Source organism: Pseudomonas sp. (genome assembly GCF_046581935.1).
In the GTDB taxonomy this organism is placed as follows: Bacteria; Pseudomonadota; Gammaproteobacteria; order Pseudomonadales; family Pseudomonadaceae; genus Aquipseudomonas.
On the sequence record NZ_JAYGFK010000001.1, the window covers coordinates 129492 to 151979 of the forward strand.

23 protein-coding genes and 4 tRNA genes are annotated in these 22488 nt (G+C 55.7%); 15 read left to right on the forward strand and 12 right to left on the reverse strand.

Translation table 11 applies throughout. The annotated features are described in order from the left end of the window. Nucleotides 1-16: 16 nt before the first annotated feature. The gene (gene cspD, locus VCA57_RS00580) at nucleotides 17-280 is read right to left on the reverse strand and encodes a cold shock domain-containing protein CspD (protein WP_411183013.1); all 264 of its coding nucleotides are present in this window, start codon (nucleotides 278-280) and stop codon (nucleotides 17-19) included. Between the two features lie 229 nt (nucleotides 281-509). Here cspD and clpS point away from each other — a divergent pair, with 229 nt between their 5' ends. Beyond that, on the forward strand, nucleotides 510-872 hold the full coding sequence (gene clpS / locus VCA57_RS00585) for an ATP-dependent Clp protease adapter ClpS (RefSeq protein ID WP_411183014.1): 363 nt from the start codon (nucleotides 510-512) through the stop codon (nucleotides 870-872). Nucleotides 873-901: 29 nt separating this feature from the next. Then, nucleotides 902-3172: an ATP-dependent Clp protease ATP-binding subunit ClpA gene (gene clpA, locus VCA57_RS00590; RefSeq protein WP_411183015.1), complete on the forward strand. Its 2271-nt coding sequence runs from the start codon at nucleotides 902-904 to the stop codon at nucleotides 3170-3172. 99 nt (nucleotides 3173-3271) lie between these two features. On the opposite strand, the gene infA is transcribed toward clpA, so the two are convergent. The 4 genes from infA to trxB form a co-directional block, all read right to left on the reverse strand. Further along, entirely contained in the window at nucleotides 3272-3490 is a 219-nt protein-coding gene (gene infA, locus VCA57_RS00595; RefSeq protein WP_002553999.1) for a translation initiation factor IF-1, read from the reverse strand. Between the two features lie 100 nt (nucleotides 3491-3590). Beyond that, a complete protein-coding gene (locus tag VCA57_RS00600; RefSeq protein WP_411183016.1) occupies nucleotides 3591-4298 on the reverse strand; it encodes an arginyltransferase in 708 nt (235 codons plus the stop codon). A 104-nt stretch (nucleotides 4299-4402) separates the two neighbouring features. Further along, nucleotides 4403-5083, reverse strand: a complete 681-nt coding sequence (gene aat, locus VCA57_RS00605; protein ID WP_411183017.1) for a leucyl/phenylalanyl-tRNA--protein transferase — start codon at nucleotides 5081-5083, stop codon at nucleotides 4403-4405. A gap of 64 nt (nucleotides 5084-5147) precedes the next feature. After that, nucleotides 5148-6098 (reverse strand): thioredoxin-disulfide reductase, encoded by a 951-nt coding sequence (gene trxB, locus VCA57_RS00610; protein ID WP_411183018.1) that lies wholly within the window; start codon nucleotides 6096-6098, stop codon nucleotides 5148-5150. A 229-nt stretch (nucleotides 6099-6327) separates the two neighbouring features. On the opposite strand from trxB, the gene ftsK reads away from it, so the two are divergent. The 6 genes from ftsK (at nucleotide 6328) to cysG (ending at nucleotide 13987) form a co-directional block, all read left to right on the forward strand. Continuing rightward, a complete protein-coding gene (gene ftsK / locus VCA57_RS00615; RefSeq protein ID WP_411183019.1) occupies nucleotides 6328-8733 on the forward strand; it encodes a DNA translocase FtsK in 2406 nt (801 codons plus the stop codon). Between the two features lie 28 nt (nucleotides 8734-8761). Then, the gene (gene lolA, locus VCA57_RS00620; protein WP_411183020.1) at nucleotides 8762-9388 is read left to right on the forward strand and encodes an outer membrane lipoprotein chaperone LolA; all 627 of its coding nucleotides are present in this window, start codon (nucleotides 8762-8764) and stop codon (nucleotides 9386-9388) included. A 33-nt stretch (nucleotides 9389-9421) separates the two neighbouring features. Further along, nucleotides 9422-10747, forward strand: a complete 1326-nt coding sequence (locus tag VCA57_RS00625) for a replication-associated recombination protein A (RefSeq protein ID WP_411183021.1) — start codon at nucleotides 9422-9424, stop codon at nucleotides 10745-10747. Beyond that, the gene (gene crcB / locus VCA57_RS00630; protein ID WP_411183022.1) at nucleotides 10744-11124 is read left to right on the forward strand and encodes a fluoride efflux transporter CrcB; all 381 of its coding nucleotides are present in this window, start codon (nucleotides 10744-10746) and stop codon (nucleotides 11122-11124) included. Before VCA57_RS00625 ends, crcB begins: the two co-directional genes overlap by 4 nt. A 114-nt stretch (nucleotides 11125-11238) precedes the next feature. Further along, on the forward strand, nucleotides 11239-12519 hold the full coding sequence (gene serS, locus VCA57_RS00635) for a serine--tRNA ligase (RefSeq protein WP_411183023.1): 1281 nt from the start codon (nucleotides 11239-11241) through the stop codon (nucleotides 12517-12519). Between the two features lie 73 nt (nucleotides 12520-12592). After that, on the forward strand, nucleotides 12593-13987 hold the full coding sequence (gene cysG, locus VCA57_RS00640) for a siroheme synthase CysG (RefSeq protein ID WP_411183024.1): 1395 nt from the start codon (nucleotides 12593-12595) through the stop codon (nucleotides 13985-13987). A gap of 49 nt (nucleotides 13988-14036) precedes the next feature. Here cysG and VCA57_RS00645 read toward each other — a convergent pair whose 3' ends face one another. The 7 genes from VCA57_RS00645 to VCA57_RS00675 form a co-directional block, all read right to left on the reverse strand. Then, nucleotides 14037-15035: a glutathione S-transferase family protein gene (locus VCA57_RS00645; protein WP_411183025.1), complete on the reverse strand. Its 999-nt coding sequence runs from the start codon at nucleotides 15033-15035 to the stop codon at nucleotides 14037-14039. Between the two features lie 84 nt (nucleotides 15036-15119). Then, a complete protein-coding gene (locus VCA57_RS00650) occupies nucleotides 15120-16103 on the reverse strand; it encodes a glycosyl transferase family protein (RefSeq protein WP_411183026.1) in 984 nt (327 codons plus the stop codon). Continuing rightward, nucleotides 16100-16435 (reverse strand): TusE/DsrC/DsvC family sulfur relay protein, encoded by a 336-nt coding sequence (locus VCA57_RS00655; protein ID WP_411183027.1) that lies wholly within the window; start codon nucleotides 16433-16435, stop codon nucleotides 16100-16102. The genes VCA57_RS00650 and VCA57_RS00655 overlap by 4 nt, the downstream gene beginning before the upstream one ends. Continuing rightward, complete coding sequence (gene tusB / locus VCA57_RS00660; protein ID WP_411183028.1) at nucleotides 16432-16731, reverse strand: sulfurtransferase complex subunit TusB; 300 nt, start codon at nucleotides 16729-16731, stop codon at nucleotides 16432-16434. Before tusB ends, VCA57_RS00655 begins: the two co-directional genes overlap by 4 nt. After that, nucleotides 16731-17090: a sulfurtransferase complex subunit TusC gene (gene tusC / locus VCA57_RS00665; protein WP_411183029.1), complete on the reverse strand. Its 360-nt coding sequence runs from the start codon at nucleotides 17088-17090 to the stop codon at nucleotides 16731-16733. The genes tusB and tusC overlap by 1 nt, the downstream gene beginning before the upstream one ends. A 1-nt stretch (nucleotide 17091) precedes the next feature. After that, a complete protein-coding gene (tusD, locus tag VCA57_RS00670; RefSeq protein WP_411183030.1) occupies nucleotides 17092-17484 on the reverse strand; it encodes a sulfurtransferase complex subunit TusD in 393 nt (130 codons plus the stop codon). A gap of 109 nt (nucleotides 17485-17593) precedes the next feature. After that, nucleotides 17594-18262, reverse strand: coding sequence for a Bax inhibitor-1/YccA family protein (locus VCA57_RS00675; protein ID WP_411183031.1), 669 nt, complete (start codon nucleotides 18260-18262; stop codon nucleotides 17594-17596). Between the two features lie 206 nt (nucleotides 18263-18468). Here VCA57_RS00675 and VCA57_RS00680 point away from each other — a divergent pair. From VCA57_RS00680 to VCA57_RS00710, 7 genes are all read left to right on the forward strand, one after another. Then, nucleotides 18469-18556 (forward strand) — tRNA-Ser (locus VCA57_RS00680). Between the two features lie 282 nt (nucleotides 18557-18838). Further along, a complete protein-coding gene (uvrY, locus tag VCA57_RS00685; RefSeq protein WP_411183032.1) occupies nucleotides 18839-19483 on the forward strand; it encodes a UvrY/SirA/GacA family response regulator transcription factor in 645 nt (214 codons plus the stop codon). Next, nucleotides 19470-21311 carry an excinuclease ABC subunit UvrC gene (gene uvrC, locus VCA57_RS00690; protein WP_411183033.1) on the forward strand — a complete coding sequence of 614 codons (1842 nt, stop codon included), beginning with the start codon at nucleotides 19470-19472 and terminating at the stop codon, nucleotides 21309-21311. Before uvrY ends, uvrC begins: the two co-directional genes overlap by 14 nt. Before the next feature lie 33 nt (nucleotides 21312-21344). After that, on the forward strand, nucleotides 21345-21905 hold the full coding sequence (gene pgsA / locus VCA57_RS00695) for a CDP-diacylglycerol--glycerol-3-phosphate 3-phosphatidyltransferase (RefSeq protein ID WP_411183034.1): 561 nt from the start codon (nucleotides 21345-21347) through the stop codon (nucleotides 21903-21905). 66 nt (nucleotides 21906-21971) lie between these two features. Further along, nucleotides 21972-22047, forward strand: a tRNA-Gly gene (locus tag VCA57_RS00700). A 39-nt stretch (nucleotides 22048-22086) separates the two neighbouring features. After that, nucleotides 22087-22160 (forward strand) — tRNA-Cys (locus VCA57_RS00705). Between the two features lie 112 nt (nucleotides 22161-22272). Next, nucleotides 22273-22359 (forward strand) — tRNA-Leu (locus VCA57_RS00710). Nucleotides 22360-22488 lie beyond the last annotated feature (129 nt).

Genomic DNA, 22488 nt, shown 5'->3' on the forward strand with positions numbered 1-22488 from the left:
ACCGCCTAGATGAAACTCATGCCTCAACTGTCGAGTCCTGGCTTTGTTTGGCTACGGTAGGCGCTTCATTGGTAGCAGTAGCTGCGCTGATGTTTACGGCATGGAGTCCTTTTGGACCCTGGATAATATCGAAGCTTACCGGCTGGCCAGCCTTCAGCGTTTTATAGCCGTCCATTTGGATAGCCGAGTAGTGGGCGAACAGGTCCTCATCTCGACCATCGGCCAGGATGAAACCATAGCCTTTGGCGTTGTTGAACCACTTGACCTTACCGCTAACCATGCTGATATCCCTCTGCAAAGGACTCCATCACTGGAGTATCATCCACTTCAATTCCATGCGTTGTTTGACTATCGCCAGTAGCGCAGTGGAACCCCTTTAATACCCACACAGGGTATCCATTGTTTGTAACACCGTTTTGCCGATAGTCAAGGCGATGCGCTAACTGGCTGAGAAGCCGTTCAAACTCTGTTTAGTACAGACCATTTGCCCATTAACGAAGCTATCCAGAATGCATGCACGTAGCCAGATTCGACTAACATTCAATCAGGATCATCCAGCAGAGCATGAGGACGACTCCTTCGGTTTAGCCGTTCAGGAATCAAAGCCTGCCCTGCAGGTCCCACCTATGTATAAGGTGGTCTTGTTTAATGATGACTACACGCCGATGGATTTTGTGGTCGAGGTGCTCGAGGTTTTTTTCAACCTGAATCGAGAGCTTGCGACCAAAGTCATGCTGACCGTCCATACAGAGGGGCGGGCAGTGTGCGGAGTGTTTACCCGCGATATTGCTGAAACCAAAGCGACACAGGTGAATCAATATGCGAAAGAGAGCCAGCATCCGCTACTCTGTGAAATAGAGAAGGACGGTTAACGCCGGCCACTTGGGCATGAGGTGAAGCTATGTTAAATCGAGAGCTCGAAGTTACCCTCAATCTGGCTTTCAAGGAGGCTCGTACCAAGCGTCATGAATTTATGACGGTTGAGCATTTATTACTGGCGCTTCTCGATAACGAGGCCGCTGCCAGTGTATTGCGTGCGTGCGGAGCCAGCTTGGACAAGCTGCGGCATGATTTACAGGAGTTCATCGACTCCACCACGCCGTTGATTCCTCAGCATGATGAAGAGCGCGAAACGCAGCCTACACTTGGCTTTCAGCGCGTTCTGCAGCGAGCGGTATTCCACGTGCAGAGCTCGGGGAAGCGCGAGGTGACTGGCGCCAATGTTCTGGTTGCGATTTTTAGTGAGCAGGAAAGTCAGGCTGTATTTCTACTCAAGCAGCAGAGCGTTGCGCGTATTGATGTCGTCAACTTTATTGCTCACGGTATTTCCAAGGTTCCGGGGCATGGCGGGCATCCTGAGGGCGAACAGGAAATGCAGGACGAAGAGGGTGGTGAGTCCTCTAGTTCTAGCAACCCGCTGGATGCTTATGCCAGCAACCTGAACGAGTTGGCACGCCAGGGTCGTATTGATCCGTTGGTCGGTCGCGAGCTTGAGGTTGAGCGCGTTGCGCAGATTTTGGCGCGCCGCCGCAAAAACAATCCGTTATTGGTCGGCGAAGCCGGTGTGGGCAAAACAGCTATTGCGGAAGGCTTGGCTAAACGCATTGTCGACAATCAAGTGCCTGACCTGCTGGCTGACAGCGTGGTCTACTCGCTCGATCTCGGGGCGCTCCTGGCCGGAACCAAATACCGTGGCGATTTTGAGAAACGCCTCAAAGCTCTGCTTAATGAGCTACGCAAGCGTCCTCATGCCATCCTGTTTATTGATGAAATCCATACCATCATTGGTGCTGGTGCGGCATCCGGCGGGGTGATGGATGCATCCAACCTGCTCAAGCCGATGTTGTCTTCTGGTGAGATTCGCTGCATTGGCTCGACCACGTTCCAGGAGTTTCGCGGCATATTTGAAAAAGACCGTGCTTTGGCACGTCGCTTTCAGAAAGTTGATGTGGTCGAACCTTCGGTTGAAGACACTATCGGCATCCTGCGTGGCCTGAAGGGGCGTTTCGAGCAGCATCACAGCATTGAGTACAGTGATGAAGCTTTGCGGGCCGCTGCTGAGCTTGCCTCGCGCTACATCAATGATCGACATATGCCTGACAAGGCCATTGATGTTATCGACGAAGCCGGCGCCTATCAGCGCCTACAGCCCGCAGATAAACGGTTGGCTCGAATTGATGTGGCGCAAGTCGAGGATATCGTGGCGAAAATTGCCCGGATTCCGCCAAAACACGTCAGCAGTTCCGACAAGGAATTGCTGCGTAATCTTGAGCGTGATCTGAAGCTGACAGTGTTTGGCCAGGATGCGGCAATTGATTCGCTGTCGACAGCAATCAAATTGTCACGTGCGGGGCTCAAGTCGCCAGATAAGCCTGTGGGATCCTTCCTCTTTGCAGGTCCTACTGGGGTCGGCAAAACCGAAGCCGCGCGCCAATTGGCCAAAGCCTTGGGTGTCGAGCTTATTCGTTTCGATATGTCCGAGTACATGGAGCGCCATACCGTATCGCGTCTAATCGGTGCACCACCTGGCTATGTTGGTTTTGATCAGGGTGGCTTGCTGACAGAGGCGATTACCAAGACACCGCATTGTGTGCTGCTGCTCGATGAAATCGAGAAGGCTCATCCGGAAGTCTTTAACCTGCTGTTGCAGGTCATGGATCACGGGACCTTGACCGACAACAATGGGCGCAAGGCAGACTTCCGTAATGTGATCGTTATTATGACGACCAATGCCGGTGCCGAAACAGCAGCGCGAGCGTCCATTGGCTTCACTCATCAGGACCACTCTTCAGATGCCATGGAAGTCATCAAAAAGAGCTTCACGCCTGAGTTCCGCAATCGCTTGGATACTATTATCCAGTTCGGCCGCCTAAGCCACGAGGTGATCAAAAGCATCGTCGACAAGTTCCTCACCGAACTGCAGGCGCAGCTTGAGGATAAACGCGTGACCCTGGAGGTTAGTGATGCGGCGCGCAGCTGGTTAGCTGAAGGTGGCTACGATGTGCAGATGGGTGCTCGACCAATGGCTCGGCTGATCCAGGATAAGATCAAGCGTCCGCTGGCGGAAGAAATCCTATTTGGTGAGTTAGCTGAGCACGGCGGCGTGGTGCATATCGATATTGAAGGCGGCGAATTGACCTTCGATTTCGAAACCACGGCAGAAATGGCCTAGGCGTATTTTCTTACGCGCACAAAAACGCCCGGCAATGCCGGGCGTTTTTACTTGAGCTTGCTGTAACAGATACCGGAAAACAGAGTTTTCAGCGGCCTGTTAACGGGCGCGATAGGTAATGCGGCCCTTGCTCAAGTCATAAGGCGTAAGTTCAACGCGAACTTTGTCGCCAGTCAGAATGCGGATGTAGTTTTTGCGCATCTTTCCGGAGATGTGCGCAGTAACGACGTGCCCATTTTCCAACTCCACACGGAACATGGTGTTGGGCAGGGTGTCGACGACAGTGCCTTCCATTTCGAAGCTGTCTTCTTTCGACATGCAGTAAAGCCCTCGGTATCCAATGAATGGCCCGGTGCAACTGGCGCCAGGCAAAAGCGGCGTGCATTGTGCCCGAAAATTGGGGTTTGCGCCAAGGGCTTCAGTTAAGACTGACCCAGCGTTGATTAATGAACAGCTCTATTGGGCGGTATTGGGTCTTGTAATTCATCTTGCGGCAGTTCTTGATCCAGTAGCCTAGATAGACTGCGTGCAGCCCTAGGCGCGCTGTTTCGGCAATTTGCCAGAGGATGGCAAAGCGCCCGAGGCTGCGGCGCTCTTCGCTTGGCTCGTAAAAGGTATAAACCGCCGATAGCCCATTGGGCAGCACATCTGTCACCGCGATGGCCAATAGGCGCTCGCCTTGGCGGAATTCGTAGAAGCGCGAGAAGGCGAGGTCGCGCACTAAAAAGGTCGAAAATTGCTCGCGGCTGGGTGGGTACATATCGCCATCGGCATGCCGCTGCTCAATGTAGTGCTCATAGAGCGCGTAATATTCTTCGGTAAATGCCGGGCGCACCAGGCGCACCTGAATATCCTGATTGCGCTTGAATATGCGGCGTTGCTGGCGATTCTGGTTGAACTGCGCCGCAGGGATGCGGGCAGGAACGCAAGCTGTACAGCGTTGGCAATGCGGGCGATAGAGGTGTTCACCACTTCGGCGAAAGCCCATTTCTGAGAGCTCGGCATAAACCTCCGCATCCATCGGCTGGCTGGGATCGAGGAACAGTGTTGTCGCCTGTTCGTCGGGCAGATAGCTGCAGGGATGTGGTTGAGTGGCATAAAACTTTAGGCGGGCCAACTCAGTCATGATCGACTCTCGAGATCAGTCTCTGGGTCTATTGAAATCGCACCACCTAGCGTGGGCGACACAATGACAGACACTAGAAGTGTAAGCCAGGCTGACCAACTCGCCTAGGCGACCCAATCAGCCTGGCTGGGTTGGTCGAGATACAGGCTCAGGAAGTCTGAAAATTCAGCGCGCGTAATGGTTTGGGCGCCAAGGCTGATCAAGTGCTCAGTTGGCATCTGGCAGTCAATCAGGACAAAACCCCATGCGTGCAGATGCTTAACCAGAGTGGCAAAACCTACTTTTGAGGCGTTATCGGCGCGACTGAACATTGACTCACCAAAAAACAATTGGCCCATGGCCAAGCCGTAGAGTCCGCCAACTAGCTCGTTATCACGCCAAACCTCCACTGAGTGAGCAATGCCGCGCGCATGTAATTCAATGTAGGCGTCCTGCATCGGGCTGGTTATCCAGGTCTCCGTTGCATAACTGCGAGGTGCAGCGCAGGCACGAATGACTTCAGCGAACGCTTGGTCAAAACTTACCCGATAGCACTGTTGGCGCAGAACCTTGGCCAGACTGCGCGAGACATGTAGCTGCTCGGGGAATAGCACGGTGCGTGGGTCTGGCGACCACCAGAGGAGTGGTTGGCCATCCTGAAACCAAGGGAAGCAGCCATGCCGATAAGCCCGAATCAAACGTTCGGGGCGTAGGTCACCGCCCGCCGCCAGCAGCCCATTGGGCTCGCGCAGTGCGGTGTTGAGTGGGGGGAAGTCCAGTGAGTCGCGTTGCAACCACGTCAGCATATGCAGTGCCGTGCTCGGGCGGGAGGAGGGCAGGGCGGGCTGAGTCAGCGCCGCCCTAGCAGCATCAGTTGTCGTCGAGGTACTTCTCGACATCCAGTGCCGCCATGCAGCCGGCCCCGGCTGAGGTGATGGCTTGCCGGTAGACATGGTCGGCCACGTCACCTGCAGCAAACACACCTTCAATGCTGGTGGCGGTAGCATTACCTTCATTGCCACCTTTGATCAGCAGATAGCCGTCACGCATCTCCAATTGCCCTTGGAATAAATCGGTATTGGGCTTATGGCCGATGGCGATAAATACGCCCGCAAGGGGTAGATCACTTGTGACGCCGGTTTCGGTATTCTTCAAACGAGCGCCGGTCACGCCCGTGTTGTCGCCCAGGACTTCTTCCAGCGAATGGTTCCAATGCAACACAACATTACCGTTGGCCGCCTTGTCGAAGAGTTTGTCTTGCAGGATTTTCTCTGAGCGCAGCTTGTCGCGGCGATGCACCAAGTGGACTTCCTTGGCAATATTCGACAGGTACAGCGCCTCTTCAACGGCGGTATTGCCGCCGCCGATTACGGCGACAACTTGGTTACGGTAGAAGAAGCCGTCACAGGTGGCGCAGGCCGATACACCCTTGCCGGAAAACAACTCTTCCGAGGGTAAGCCCAAGTATTGCGCGGAAGCTCCGGTGGCGATGATCAGCGCATCGCAGGTATAAGTGCCGCTATCGCCCTTGAGGGTAAAAGGGCGCGATTGCAACTCGGCAGTATGAATGTGGTCGTAAACGATCTCGGTTTCAAAGCGTTCGGCATGTTTTTGCATGCGATCCATTAGTGCTGGACCGGTCAAACCTTCAACATCACCAGGCCAGTTGTCCACTTCGGTCGTGGTAGTCAACTGACCGCCGGGTTGAATGCCGGTGATGATCACAGGCTTGAGGTTGGCGCGGGCAGCGTATACGGCAGCGCTATAACCGGCAGGGCCGGAGCCCAGGATGATCAGGCGTGAATGCTTGACGTCGCTCATAAAAACACCTCATAAGCCTTTGTCACAAAAGAGAATGCATGCTCCAATTGAGCCGCACGGAAGATATTTGCGGATATGCTACCCGAAGCGAGCAGGGAGCGGGAGTCAGCTGCCCATGCCGACATCGGCGAAAGGTCGAACCTGGCATCGCTTGGTCAAACCCGTACAATCGCTGCATATTTGCCGTTAACTAATTATTCGGCGCCGTTGGCGCAGGAACAGATGCGTTTTGAAGAAATCTAGCCCAACCGTACAAGCCCCTATCTGGCGTCAGCAACTACCTTCTCGATTAAAGGAAGGTGCGCTGATTGGTCTGGGAGCTCTTTGCCTTTACCTGTGGATGGCGCTGCTGACCTACGACTCGGCTGACCCGGGTTGGACGCACACCAGCAATGTCGAGCAGGTGCATAACGCTGCTGGCCGAGCAGGAGCCTGGTTCGCCGACATTCTGTTTATGGCGCTGGGCTATTTCGCCTATCTGTTCCCACTGCTTTTAGCGGTTAAGACTCTGCAGGTCTTCCGCTCCCGTCACCAACCATGGCAGTGGAGCGGCTGGCTGTTTTCCTGGCGGCTGATTGGTCTTGTATTTTTGGTGTTATCGGGCGCCACCCTGGCTTATATCCACTTTCATGCGGATTCCAGCATGCCAGCTTCTGCAGGCGGTGCGCTGGGCGAAAGCCTTGGCCAATTGGCCATCAATGCACTGAACGTGCAGGGCAGCACGCTGCTGCTTATCTCTTTTTTCCTGTTTGGCTTAACGATTTTCACCGATTTGTCGTGGTTCAAGGTAATGGACCTCACTGGCAAGATCACCCTGGATTTAATCGAGTTAATCCAAGGGCTGGCTAACCGCTGGTGGAGCGCTCGCTTGGAGCGCAAGCAACTGGTGATGCAGCTACGTGAGGTCGATGAGCGAGTAAGCGAAGTGTCCGCCCCCATCACCCTGGATCGCCGTGAGCAGGCCAAGGTCAAGGAGCGCCTGCTTGAGCGCGAAGAAGCGTTAAACAAGCACATGAGTGAGCGCGTTAATCGCGTAGCACCGGTCATTACCCCACCGGCCGCGCCAAAAGCACCTGAACCGAGCAAGCGTGTACTCAAAGAGAAGCAGGTCAATCTGTTTGAAGACAATGGCTTGGCTGGCAGTCTGCCACCAATTTCTATCTTGGATGTAGCAGAGAAAGTTCAGAAAAAATACTCACCAGAATACTTGGAAGCCATGTCGCGCCTGCTCGAAATCAAGCTCAAAGAGTTTGGTGTTGAGGTGGTTGTCGAGTCCGTGCACCCAGGCCCGGTGATTACCCGTTTCGAGATTCAGCCCGCAGCTGGCATCAAGGTCAGCCGTATTTCTGGCTTAGCCAAAGACCTGGCCCGCTCGATGGCGATCATCAGCGTGCGAGTTGTGGAAGTGATTCCAGGGAAAACCACGGTCGGTATCGAGATACCTAACGAAGATCGACAAATTGTGCGCTTCTCTGAGGTGTTGTCTTCGCCCGAATACGACGAGGCCAAGTCGCCAGTAACCCTAGCCTTGGGCCATGACATCGGTGGTAAACCGGTGATTACCGACCTAGCCAAGATGCCCCACCTACTGGTGGCGGGTACCACTGGCTCGGGTAAGTCGGTCGGAGTCAACGCGATGATTCTGTCGATTCTGTTCAAGTCCACGCCAGAAGAGGCGCGCTTGATCATGATCGACCCGAAAATGCTCGAGTTGTCGATCTACGAGGGGATTCCGCACCTACTGTGCCCAGTCGTAACCGACATGAAGGAGGCTGCCAACGCCCTGCGCTGGTCGGTTGCGGAAATGGAGCGTCGCTACAAGCTGATGTCGAAAATGGGCGTGCGTAACCTGGCCGGCTTTAACCGCAAGGTCAAAGATGCGATTGACGCCGGCGAACCACTGGCTGACCCGCTGTACAAACGTGAGAGCATGGAGGACGAGGCGCCGCTGCTGAAACCTCTGCCAACCATCGTGGTGGTGGTCGATGAATTCGCCGACATGATGATGATTGTCGGCAAAAAGGTTGAGGAGCTAATTGCCCGTATCGCCCAGAAGGCCCGTGCCGCAGGGATTCACCTGATACTCGCGACCCAGCGCCCCTCGGTGGATGTCATCACCGGCCTGATCAAAGCCAACATCCCTACGCGCATGGCGTTCCAAGTGTCGAGCAAGATCGACTCGCGGACCATTCTCGACCAAGGTGGCGCAGAGCAACTGCTTGGCCACGGTGACATGCTCTACATGCCGCCGGGCACCAGTTTGCCGATTCGGGTACACGGTGCCTTTGTCTCCGACGAAGAGGTGCATCGGGTCGTTGAGGCCTGGAAGCAGCGCGGCACACCAGACTATATCGATGACATTCTTAATGGCGCTGAAGAATCCGGTAGCGGCTTTGATGGCAGCAGCGGTGACGGTAGCAGCGAAGGCAGCGAGTCAGACCCACTGTACGATGAGGCGGTGAATTTCGTTCTGGAAAGTCGCCGAGCTTCTATCTCTGCCGTGCAGCGTAAGTTGAAGATTGGTTATAACCGCGCCGCGCGGATGATCGAAGCCATGGAAATGGCGGGCGTTGTTACGTCAATGAACACAAATGGATCCCGCGAGGTCATAGCACCAAGCCCCGTTCGCGATTAATACCCAGCCCAAACTGATGAGGAGTCCCATGCGCCTGATTCGCATGTTGTTGCTGACCGTACTGAGTTTTACTAGCGCTGCCGCTATGGCAGATGATGATGTTGCCGTGCAGCGTTTGACTGAACTGCTCAACCAGGCGCAAACCATCACTGCGCGCTTTTCCCAGCTGACCCTTGATGGCGGCGGAACTCAACTGCAAGAGACTTCCGGCGAGTTAGCGCTCAAGCGTCCGGGGTTGTTCCGCTGGCACACCGATGCGCCGATGGAGCAGTTGCTGGTCTCTAATGGTGAAAAAGTCTGGTTGTATGACCCTGATCTGCAGCAAGTGACGATTCAAACCCTTGACCAGCGCCTGACACATACACCTGCTCTGCTGCTGTCTGGTGATATTTCAAAGATCCGCGAGAACTTTGATATCAGCCATAAAGAGGCCGGTGATGTGGTTGATTTCATCCTCAAGCCCAAGTCCAAAGACACCCTGTTCGACAGCTTGCGTCTGTCGTTTCGCAACAAGGTGCTCAACGACATGCAGTTGATCGATAGTATCGGCCAGCGCACCAACATCCTGTTTCTCAATGTGAAGATGAACGTGCCACAAGATGATGCTCAGTTCACTTTTCAGATTCCCGCTGGCGCGGATGTGATTCAAGAGTAAACACTCACCAGCTCGAGGCGTTAAACCGCAGTCATGGATTTGTTTCGCAAAGCCCCCGTCGCGCAACCCCTGGCTGCCCGCTTGCGTGCAGCCAGCCTGGACGAGTACGTCGGGCAGGAGCATTTGCTGGCCCGTGGCAAGCCTCTGCGTGAGGCGTTAGAACAGGGGGCGCTGCACTCGATGATCTTCTGGGGGCCGCCTGGTGTGGGTAAAACCACCCTGGCGCGGTTGTTAGCTCAGGTTTCTGATGCGCATTTTGAGACGATTTCCGCTGTGCTCTCCGGGGTTAAGGAAATCCGTCAGGCCGTGGAAGTGGCTCAGCAGCATGCTGCGCAATATGGCCGTCAGACCATTCTGTTTGTCGATGAAGTGCATCGTTTCAATAAGTCACAGCAGGATGCGTTCTTGCCGTATGTGGAAGACGGCACACTGATTTTTATCGGTGCCACCACGGAAAATCCCTCGTTCGAACTGAACAACGCCTTGCTCTCGCGCGCTCGCGTTTATGTGTTGAAAAGCCTGGATGAAAGTGCGTTACGTAAGTTGGTTGATCGCGCCCTCAGCGACCCGAAAGGCTTGGGTGAGCGTCAACTGAGCCTGCCGGAAGAGAGCTTCAAAATTCTTCAGGCAGCCGCCGATGGCGATGGCCGACGTTTGCTCAATTTTCTGGAAAACGCGGCAGATCTTGCCGAAGACGGCAGCGCGATTGATAGCGAGCTTTTGCTCAACCTGCTCGGTGATACCCGTCGACGTTTCGACAAGGGTGGCGAAGCCTTCTACGACCAGATATCGGCCCTGCACAAATCCGTGCGCGGCTCCAGCCCGAACGGCGCGCTGTACTGGTTTGCCCGCATGCTCGACGGAGGTTGTGACCCGCTGTATATCGCCCGACGGGTGGTGCGCATGGCCAGTGAAGACATTGGTAATGCCGACCCGCGCGCCTTGACCCTGTGCCTCAACGCCTGGGATGTGCAGGAGCGTCTGGGCAGCCCCGAGGGCGAGTTGGCCGTGGCCCAGGCGATTGTTTACCTGGCCTGCGCGCCGAAAAGTAACGCGGTTTATAACGCCTTCAATGCCGCCATGCGTGATGCAGCCGAGCATGGTTCGCAAGAGGTGCCGTTGCACCTGCGTAATGCCCCAGCCAAGTTGATGAAGCAGCTGGGCTATGGCGACGAATATCGCTACGCCCACGATGAGCCCGATGCTTATGCGGCGGGGGAAGATTACTTTCCCGAAACCTTCGAACCACGCGAGTACTACCAGCCGGTACCGCGCGGCCTAGAACTGAAAATTCGCGACAAGCTGCAGCACTTGAAGAACCAAGATAGCAATAGCCCTCGGCAACGGAGAAAACCATGATTGGCGTGGCACTGGCGGTGGCTCTGGGCGGTGCGGTGGGGTCGGTGCTGCGTTTTCTCAGTGCCAGTTGGGTTGCGGCGCAGTGGCCACGGCATTTCTATCTGGGCACCTTCACCGTCAATATCATCGGCTGCTTGCTGATCGGCCTGTTATCCGGCTTATTCCTGTTGCGCAGCGACCTGCCCATCGAGCTACGCAGTGGCCTGATCATTGGTCTGCTCGGTGGCTTCACCACGTTCTCCTCATTCAGTCTTGAGTTATTCAAGCTGTTTGAAAACGGCCGCACCTATGAAGCGTTGGCCTATTTGCTGTGTAGCGTCCTCGGTGGTGTTGCCGCTGTTTGGGCGGGGATTAGCTTGGCGCGGCTCTACCAATAGCCATTGCTGCTCATCTGTGGTGTGGCACCAACCCCTGTTAAAGCCTTAAACTGCGCGGCATTGCGCGCCATGGCCGAGGCCATGCAAACCCTAGTGATGTGTTGAGACCAGAACATGCTCGATTCCAAACTCGTTCGTACCCAACTCCATGAAGTGGCCGAACGCCTGGCCACTCGTGGCTTTGTCCTTGATGTTGCCCGCTTCGAAGCGCTTGAAGCACAGCGCAAGACCGTACAGACCCGTACCGAGCAGCTGCAGGCCGAGCGCAACAGTCGCTCAAAATCCATTGGCCAAGCCAAGCAACGCGGCGAAGACATTGCGCCACTGCTGGCGGAAGTTGACCAGATGGGCAGCGATCTGGAGGAGGGCAAGCGTGAGCTCGATAGCATCCAGAGCGAGCTTGACCACCTGCTGCTAAGCATTCCCAACCTGCCGCACGAGTCGGTGCCGGTCGGTGCTGATGAAGACGGCAACGTCGAGGTGTCGCGCTGGGGTACGCCGCGCAGTTTTGATTTTCCTATTCAGGATCACGTTGCCCTGGGCGAACAACACGGCTGGCTGGATTTCGAGACTGCGGCCAAGCTGTCCGGTGCTCGCTTTGCTTTGCTGCGCGGTCCGATTGCTCGCATGCACCGTGCCCTTGCGCAATTTATGATCAACTTGCACACCAGCGAGCACGGCTACGAAGAAGCCTACACGCCGTATCTGGTACAGGCACCGGCATTGCAAGGCACTGGTCAGCTGCCGAAGTTCGAGGAAGATTTGTTCAAGATCAGCCGCGAAGGTGAAGCAGACCTGTATCTGATTCCCACTGCTGAAGTGTCGTTGACCAATATCGTCGCGGGCGAAATTATCGATGCCAAACAGCTGCCGCTGAAACTTGTTGCGCATACACCGTGCTTCCGCAGTGAGGCTGGCGCATCGGGCCGCGATACTCGCGGGATGATCCGCCAACACCAATTCGACAAGGTCGAGATGGTGCAGATCGTTGAGCCGAGCCAATCCTTTGAGGCACTGGAAAGCTTGACGGCTAACGCCGAGCGCGTGTTGCAGCTACTCGAACTGCCATACCGCAAACTGGCGCTGTGCACCGGTGATATGGGCTTCGGTGCGGTAAAAACCTACGACTTGGAAGTCTGGGTGCCGAGCCAGGACAAGTATCGCGAAATTTCCTCGTGCTCCAACTGTGGTGACTTCCAGGCGCGCCGTATGCAAGCGCGCTACCGCAACCCAGAAACCGGTAAGCCAGAGCTGCTGCACACCCTCAATGGCTCCGGTCTGGCAGTGGGTCGCACCTTGGTGGCCGTATTGGAAAACTACCAGCAGGCGGATGGCAGTATTCGCGTACCTGACGTGCTGAAACCTTACATGGGCGGCATTGAAGTAATCGGCTGAGTCAGGTTTCAGTTGCCTGTAACGGGGTGGCCAGTGCCACCCCGTTTTGTTTGAATCGATTAAGAGCGCTGTTATGGACTTCCTTCCCCTGTTCCACAAACTTCAGGATCGCCTGGTACTGGTGGTCGGCGGTGGCGAAATTGCGTTGCGTAAATCGCGCCTTTTGAGCGAAGCCGGGGCCAGGCTGCGCGTCGTGGCACCGGAAATTGTCGTAGAGCTGCACGATATGGCTGTCGCCAGCAAGGGCGAAGTGTTGCAGCGCACCTATCAGCAGACTGATCTGCAAGCGGTGGTGCTAGTGATTGCCGCCACAGATGACGAGCCTCTGAATGCCCAGATATCCGAACAGGCTCAGGCGCTGGGTATTCCGGTCAACGTGGTCGATGCGCCGAAGTTATGCAGTGTGATTTTCCCAGCGATTGTCGATCGCTCGCCGCTGATCGTGGCGGTTACCAGCGGCGGTGATGCACCGGTTCTCGCACGCCTGATTCGCGCCAAAATCGAAACCTGGATTCCGGCGACATATGGCCAGTTAGCTGGTTTGGCGAAGCGATTTCGCGCGCAGGTCCGCGGGTTATTTCCGGACGTGCAGCAGCGCCGGGTGTTTTGGGAGGATGTCTTTCAAGGGCAAATCGCCGAGAGTGTCTTTGCCGGCAAACTGAAAGAAGCCCAGCACCTACTTGAGGAAAAGATCGCCGGGATTGCCCCCCGCGCACTCGGAGAGGTCTATTTGGTCGGGGCCGGCCCTGGCGATCCGGATTTGCTTACCTTTCGCGCGTTGCGTCTGATGCAGCAGGCTGATGTGGTGCTCTATGACCGTCTGGTGGCTCCCGCCATTATCGACCTGTGTCGGCGTGACGCCGAACGCATCTATGTCGGCAAGCAGCGTGCAGCACATGCGCTGCCGCAGGAGCAGATCAACCAGCGGCTGGTCAGCTTGGCCAAAGAAGGTAAGCGGGTATTGCGTCTGAAGGGTGGTGATCCGTTCATCTTCGGTCGCGGCGGGGAAGAAATCGAAGAGCTGGCAGCTCACGGCATTCCCTTTCAGGTAGTGCCAGGTATTACCGCAGCTTCAGGCTGCGCCGCTTATGCCGGAATTCCGCTAACCCATCGTGACTATGCGCAGTCGGTGCGTTTTGTCACTGGGCACTTGAAGGATGGCAGCAGCAATTTGCCATGGGCCGAGCTGACGGCAAGCAGCCAGACTTTAGTGTTCTACATGGGCTTAGTGGGGCTGCCAATTATCTGCGAGCAGTTGATCGCACACGGCCGGGCTGCAACAACTCCGGCGGCCTTGATTCAGCAGGGCACGACGAAGAACCAGCGAGTGTTTACCGGCACATTGGCTAACCTGGCAGAGCTTGTGGCTGAGCATGAGGTGCATGCGCCAACCCTGGTGATTGTCGGCGAAGTGGTGCAACTGCGCGAAAAACTGGCTTGGTTCGAAGACGCTACTCGCCGGGATTGAGTCGCGCTAACGCTTGAGCTCTTGTGTAAGGAGCTCAGGTGCCTATGCCTCAGCCTTTATAGATGCCCTTACCTGGCAAGCGTTCGCGGTCATGCGCCCGGTCTAGAAGCAATTGCGGCCCCTTGGGGATCACTCCGGTTGGGTTAATGGTGGCGTGGCTGGCGTAGTAGTGACTTTTGATGTGGGTGAAGTCCACTGTCTCGGCAATGCCTGGCCATTGGTACAGCTCACGCAGCCAGTTGGACAAGTTGGGATAGTCTTCCAATCGGCGCAGGTTGCACTTGAAGTGGCCGTGGTAAACCGCATCGAAGCGAATCAATGTGGTGAACAGGCGGATATCGGCTTCAGTCAGATACTCGCCAGCCAGGTAGCGGCGGCTGTCCAGGCTAGCGTCTAGGGCATCCAAAGCCTTGAACAGCTCATCGAACGCTTCTTCATAAGCATCCTGGCGCGTAGCGAATCCAGCCCGGTACACCCCGTTATTGATGGCGGGGTAGATGCGCTCATTGAGGGCGTCGATCTGCTCGCGTAAATGCTCGGGGTAAAAATCGAGGCGATTGTTCGTTAGCCCATTGAAGGCACCGTTGAACATGCGAATGATCTCGGCGGACTCATTGCTGACGATGCGTTTTTGCTGTGTGTCCCACAGCAATGGGACCGTCACTCGTCCAGAGTATTGAGCGTCATCGGCGGTGTAGCGTTGGTACAGGTAGCTCAGGTCGTCGAGGGCATCACCACTGGCACCGTGCTCGGTGTCGAACGTCCAGCCATGCTCGCGCATCAGCCAACTGACGACCGAAACGCCAATCAGCGGTTGCAAGCCCTTTAGTTGGCGCAGAATCAGGGTGCGGTGTGCCCAAGGACAGGCAAGTGAGACATACAGGTGGTAGCGGCTGGCTTCGGCAGCAAAGCCGCCAGTGCCGCTGGGGCCGGCTGTACCGTCGGCGGTGATCCAATTGCGGCGCTGTGCGTCTTCACGTTGGAAGCGGCCGGTGTCGCCGGTGTCATACCACTGATCTCGCCAGTGTCCGTCTATTAGCAGGCCCATAGGACTGACTCCGTGATGCATGAAGGTTCAGTCTAACGGCTTGCACTGGATAGAAAGGTGTAAAAAAACGCCTAAAAACATCAGTTAATTCGATGTTTTACGAGCCTCCCAGCAGCCTTTCGCCTCATCAAAGGCCGCCTCACGGCTGCGTCCCAAGGCGCGTAGGGCAAGCGCCATAGTGCTGATCACGGCAAGCTGGCCGTAAGCATCCTCGGCGTCGCCACGCCAGAACGCCGCCAGATGTGCGGGCTCAAGTGACTCCGGCTTGACGTGCCGTTGTGCCGACAGTGCCGGCCATTGCTCATCCCAGTTTTCACCATTAGCGGTTCCGTAGAGGTGGCTGGTGGCGTCCGGATTGATCTCGATTTCGCCGCCTTCGCCCTTGATTACGATGGCGTTATCGCTCAGTAACTGACTGGCCTCGCGATGCACTGCCTGGTAGCCCGGGTGGAAAATGCTCTGCAGGCCGCAGCGTGCGCCCAGCGGGTTAAGAATGCGGGTGAGGGAGTGGATAGGGGAGCGCAAGCCGAGGATGTTGCGCAGATCAATCATCCGCTGCAATTGCGGCATCCAGTCGCCCAAGGGAATAAACGCTAAATGCTGTTCGGCGAGTGCGTGTTCAACACTCGCCCAGTTGTGGCACAGCGGAATGCCTAGCTCCTCAAGTAGTTGCTCGCTGTATAAGCGGCCCGCAGTGTGCGGCCCACCGCCATGCAGCAGTATGCGAATGCCGCTATTGGCCAGCGCTTTGGCGGCCAATAGAAACCAGGGCAAGTGGCGTTTCTTGCCGGCATAGCTTGGCCAGTCCAGATCCACTGGAATTGCAGGCGTCTGCAAGCGCGCCCGCACGGCTTCAGCAAAACCGGCCATTTCCTCGGCGCTTTCTTCCTTGTGGCGTAGCAACATCAAGAAGGCACCCAACTGGCTCTCTTCAACCTTCTCGTCGAGCAGCATGCCCATTGCTTCGCGGGCTTCCTCGCGGGTCAGGTTGCGCGCACCGCGTTTGCCCTTGCCGAGAATGCGCACAAATTGAGCGAAGGGATGTTCCGGCGGGGTCACAAGATTCATAGGCAATTGGTCGGCTTGGGCAGGCCCGCCAGCTTGGCGGCAAGTTTGGCGGGAGCACCATTGAACAGGCGGTTGAGGTGCAGGCTATTGCCTTTCTCGGGGCCGAGTTTGATGGCAATAAATTTGATCAGCGGGCGATTGGCTGGCGACAGCTGGAACTCGTCGTAAAAGCTGCGCACCAGCCAGAGAATTTCCCAGTGATCGGCGCTCAGGTTGATGCCTTCACGTTCTGCCAAGGCTTGTGCGGCGACCTCGGACCAGTCGGCGAGATCGATCAGGTAGCCGTCCTTGTCTAGCTCTAGGCGGCGACCCTCAATGTTTAGTTGGGTCATAGCCAGGTATTGACCTTGTCGTATTGGCAGCTGAGTGCAACAAAGCCAGGGTAGTCGACCAGATTCAAGCGTGCCGGCAGCTCAAGGCTGCGAGCCAGCACATCTTCATCCAGGGCATAAAGCGCAATGGCTTCGGGCATCAGCTCGAGCGCCTGACGCTGCACGCTACCGGTTTGTAGGGCGTATACCGCGTCGCCGCACAGCAGCAGGGCATCCTGGCTGCCGAGAATGCGCAGGCAGCTGCTCAGGCGGCTATCGGTAAAGGGCGAGTGCGAGAGTACATGCAAGGTAGCCATCAGAGCGTAATTACCTGGTCGTAACGGTCAATCAAGGCGCTTAGTCCTGCATCATCGAGGTGCTCGACGGTGAGGCTGCTGGGTTGCTGATGCAGGCCACGTTCATCCAAGCTGCGCTGCGAAACATACAGCGCCTCTACACCAAACATTGGCAAGGCCTGCAGGTTGGCGCTGAGGTCTTTCTGTTGCAGGTTGGCTGGTTGTTGCGCAGCGCTCAATTGGAACACGCCGTCATCGAGAAACAGCATGGCGATCGGCAGGTCGAAAGCGCCACCGGCCAGGGCAATATCCAGCGCCTCTCGTGCGCCAGGGCCGGACCAGGGTGCTTGGCGACTGATGATTAGTAGCGACTTGCTCATTTTAAGGCCCTCCAAAGCACACCAGGCGATCGGCCAATTGCGTCGCCTCGTGCAACTGGCCTAGCCCGGAGAGTTCCCAGGGAGCATTCAGGTTGGCGGCATCGCGCTCATAGCGGGCGGCTTCTTCGTTGTTGAGCACGCCACGACGCAACGCAGCAGCGATACATACAACGCCATCCAATTGCTGCGTCTGCACAAACTCACGCCATTCGCGCGGTAGATCAAGTTCATCCTGCGCACAGACCACATTGCCTGAGGCGCTGTGAACCCCGTCCTGGTAGAAAAATAAGCGCACGATCTCGTGTCCGCCTGCCAATGCCGCCTGAGCAAAGCGCAACGCGCGCCGTGAGGAGGGCGCGTGCGGTGGCGAAAAGACAGCGATGGCGAACTTCATAGCAATCCCGATGAGCCAATTTGGCGAAATGATAAAGCTTGAGTCGGGAAGATGCGCGCAGCAGGCATAAAAAATCCCGCCGAAGCGGGACTTTTAGGGCGCTAGCTGATTAATCATCACTGCCCATGATGCCGAAAATCTGCAGCAGGCTGATAAACAGGTTGTAAATCGATACATACAGACTGATGGTCGCCATGATGTAGTTGCGCTCACCGCCATGAATGATGGCGCTGGTCTGGAACAAGATGCAGACCGAGGAAAACAGCACGAAGCCAGCGCTGATTGCCAATTGCAGGCCGCTTATCTGGAAGAAGAAACCAGCAACCATTGCGCCAAGCAGAACAAAGAAACCTGCAGTTATAAAGCCGCTCAGGAAGCTCATGTCTTTGCGCGTGGTCAGTACATAAGCCGATAGGCCGCAAAACACCAGCGCGGTCATGGCAAATGCAGAACTGACAACTTCGGCGCCGTTAGCCATGCCCATGTAGCGGTTGAGGATCGGGCCTAGGGTGTAGCCCATGAAACCGGTTAGGGCGAGCGTTGAAACCAAGCCCCAGGACGAGTTGCGTAGCTTGGCGGTGAGGAAGAACAGGCCGTAGAAACCAATCAACACGACAAAGAAATTCGGGTAGGGCACATTGGCGCGCTGAGCAATGAAGGCTACAAGGCCGCTAAAGGCTAATGTGATTGCCAGCAGACCATATGTGTTGCGTAGGACACGGCTGACTTCCTGCTGCTCAACCTGCGTGTGGTCGAGTGCATAATTGTGTTCGTTCATGGCGACACTCCTGAAATGACTGATGGTCTGCGACCAAGATCAGGCCCGATCATAGCAGAGCGATGCAAAGAGCCTATACGCAGAGTTTGACAGCGTGTTTCGTTCGGGTAATATGCGGCCCGCAATCGCCGGAAGTGTTACAGGTTGGTTGGCTAAATGATCTGAAGCAGCTAAATAGCGGTTGTAGTACGCATCACGGAAATAACGGGAAATTGGCAGAGTGGTTGAATGCACCGGTCTTGAAAACCGGCGAACGTTAATAGCGTTCCCAGGGTTCGAATCCCTGGTTTCCCGCCGCGAATTAGCAAAAAAGGGCTAGGTGAAAACCTAGCCCTTTTTTCATGCGCTAGTTATTCCACCTGCATGTTCTCGATGTTTTTTTAACTCTTGCATTGAGCGCATCTCAGGCTTGGGTAGTTACCTGTAGAAAAAGATAGGTATAGAGCGCCATTGGCTGCTACACGTTTGTTGGCGTTTGTATTTTGACGCTTATGCATTACGCAGGAATTGAGTACAATTTCCGCTATTCCAACCAAGTCCGCGATCCTTAGCGGCTGACGTAAGCCGGGGTGATATTTGATCAGGGTACTCGTTGTTGATGACCACGACCTGGTACGCACTGGCATCACCCGCATGCTCTCTGATATCGAAGGCCTACATGTGGTTGGCCAGGCAGAGTCTGGTGAGGAGTCTCTGAAGAAAGCCCGCGAACTGAAGCCTGATGTAGTCCTGATGGATATCAAGATGCCGGGTATCGGCGGCCTTGAGGCCACGCGCAAACTGACGCGCAGTTATCCTGATGTAAAAGTTATTGCCGTTACCGTCTGTGAGGAAGACCCGTTTCCTACGCGGTTACTACAAGCCGGTGCGGCTGGTTACCTGACCAAAGGGGCTGCACTTGAGGAGATGGTGCAAGCGATACGCATGGTATTCAGTGGTCAGCGCTATATCAGCCCGCAGATCGCCCAGCAATTAGCGCTCAAGTCGTTTCAGCCACAGAGCAGTAATTCGCCCTTTGATTTGTTGTCTGAGCGCGAAATTCAAATTGCCCTGATGATTGCTGGCTGCCAAAAAGTTCAGGTGATTTCTGACAAGCTGTGCCTGTCGCCGAAAACCGTGAACACCTATCGCTATCGCATCTTCGAGAAACTGTCGATTACCAGCGATGTCGAATTGGCTCTGTTGGCCGTACGCCACGGCATGATTGATGCCAACAGCTGACGGCGGCAGCGCTGTCTTTGATCCCAGCGCCTTTCTCTCTACGTGTAGCGGTCGTCCTGGCGTTTACCGCATGTTCGACGTGGACGCGAAGCTACTTTATGTAGGCAAAGCCAAGAACCTGAAAAGCCGCCTGGCCAGTTACTTTCGGCAGACTGGCTTGGCCCCAAAGACCGCTGCGCTGGTGGGGCGTATCGCGCAGATCGAAACCACCATTACCGCGAATGAGACCGAAGCGCTACTGCTTGAGCAGACGCTGATCAAAGAATGGCGACCGCCATACAACATTCTGTTGCGTGACGATAAGTCCTACCCTTATGTGCTGCTCTCAGATGGTGATTTCCCGCGCTTAAGCATCCATCGAGGCGCGAAAAAGCAGAAGGGGCGTTACTTCGGCCCTTATCCCAGCGCTGGAGCCATTCGCGAAAGCCTCAATCTGCTGCAGAAAACCTTCTTGGTGCGCCAGTGCGAGGACAGCTTTTATAAAAACCGTACGCGCCCCTGCCTGCAGTATCAGATCAAGCGTTGCAAGGCGCCCTGCGTCGGCCAGGTGGAAGCCAGCGAATATGCCGATGACGTACGCCACTCAGTGATGTTTCTTGAGGGGCGCAGCAACGCCCTGACCGATGAGCTATCCACGGGCATGCAAACTGCGGCAATGGCGCTCGACTTCGAGCGAGCGGCGGGGCTACGCGATCAGATATCACTGCTGCGTCGGGTGCAGGATCAGCAAAGCATGGAGGGCGGCACTGGTGATGTTGACGTGGTTGCGGCCATGGTCAATCCCGGTGGCGCGTGCGTGCATTTAATCAGCGTGCGCGGTGGCCGGGTGCTGGGCAGTAAGAACTTCTTCCCCCAGGTAGCCATTGAGGAGGAGAGCAGTGGCGTGTTGCTGGCTTTCCTCGCGCAGTACTACCTCAGCAACCAAGAGCGCGACCTGCCAAGTGAGCTGATCGTTAATGCTCAGCACGAGGACTTTCCCACGCTGATTGCTGCCATTGATGAGCAGCGTGGTCGTGAGCTGAGCATCAGCTATCGGGTGCGCGGCACCCGCGCTCGTTGGCAGCAGCTTGCGGTCACCAATGCCGAGCAAGCCCTTGCAGCGCGCTTGGCAAATCGACAGCACGTGGCTGCGCGCTTCGACGCCTTGGCCCTCGCATTGGATATGGATGAAGTGCCGCAACGTCTGGAGTGCTTCGATATCAGCCATTCCAGTGGCGAAGCGACAGTTGCCTCATGCGTGGTATTCGGCCCGGAAGGCCCGCTGAAATCAGATTATCGGCGTTACAACATCGAAGGCGTGACGCCTGGGGATGATTATGCAGCCATGCATCAAGCACTGACCCGGCGCTTCAGCAAGATCAAAGATGGCGAGGGCAAGCTGCCGGACATCCTACTGGTTGACGGTGGCAAGGGGCAGCTGGCTATGGCGCGCGAGGTCCTTGAAGAACTTGCGGTTCCTGATTTGATCTTGCTCGGCGTGGCCAAGGGAGCGACCCGCAAGCCTGGCCTGGAAACGCTGTACTTGAATGATGCGGCGCATGAATTCACCTTGCCAGGAAACTCACCAGCTCTGCATCTAATCCAGCAGATTCGCGATGAATCGCACCGTTTTGCGATCACCGGGCACCGCGCCCGTCGTGGTAAAGCCCGGCGTACATCAACACTTGAAGGCGTAGCGGGCGTTGGTCCGAAGCGGCGGCGTGAGCTGCTCAATCACTTTGGCGGGCTGCAGGAGTTATCACGCGCCAGCATCGAAGAGATTGCCAAAGCGCCTGGAATCAGTAAAAAGCTTGCCGAGTCGATTTATGCCGCACTGCACAGCGAGTAGAATGCCGGCTCTCTTTACCGCCAAGTTGTGTCGATGAATATCCCCAACCTACTTACTGTGCTCCGTGTATTGCTCATACCGGTGTTTATTTTGCTGTTTTACCTTCCCTTTAGTTGGAGCTATTGGGCGGCGAGCGCAGTGTTTGCTGTTGCCGCAGCAACTGATTGGCTGGATGGTTACCTGGCCCGCCGTTGGGAGCAGAGCACGCCTTTTGGCGCTTTCCTTGATCCTGTCGCCGACAAGCTTATGGTGGCGGTGGCGTTGGTTTTACTCGTCGATGAACACTCCAACCTTTGGCTGACACTTTCGGCGGCGATCATCATAGGCCGTGAAATAGTGGTTTCGGCTTTGCGTGAATGGATGGCCGAGCTGGGTGCTCGGGCGCATGTAGCTGTATCCAAATTGGCAAAGTGGAAAACCGCTGCGCAGATGGTTGCACTGGTGATTCTTCTGGCAAACCCACCGGCATTTACTGCTTGGGTGCTGCTGGGGTATGCACTATTGATCATTGCTGCCGTGCTCACCCTGTGGTCGATGGCGCAGTACCTGATGGCCGCATGGCCGCACCTACGGACCACCCCTGATAAGAAATAAGTTTTTTGAATCAAGGGGTTGACGGAAAGCTACGAAACTATAGAATGGCGGCCGTCAGCACGACAAGCGGGAATAGCTCAGTTGGTAGAGCACGACCTTGCCAAGGTCGGGGTCGCGAGTTCGAGTCTCGTTTCCCGCTCCAATTTTTGACATGCCTTTAATACGGTTTGTTTAGTTTTAAGGCTGAGTAGCAGAGTGGTTATGCACCGGATTGCAAATCCGTGAACGCCGGTTCGATTCCGACCTCAGCCTCCAATTAGAAAGGCCTCGTAGATTACTGATTTACGAGGCCTTTTCATTTAAGCTTCAGATCTTGCGAGGCTATTAAGGGCTGTATATAGTCCGAGCCTAGCAAGGTAGCGCTACCGCCCGAATGGCGAAATCGGTAGACGCAAGGGACTTAAAATCCCTCGGGGGTAACCCCGTGCCGGTTCGATTCCGGCTTCGGGCACCATGTACATGATTTCAGATGTTCCTCTATGAACCTGAAAACCACTAAAACCGGCCTTCGTAGCCGGTTTTTTTGCGCCTGTACGTTTTTGCAGGCCAAGACAGTATGGCATGCAAATGTAGGCGGGCTGAC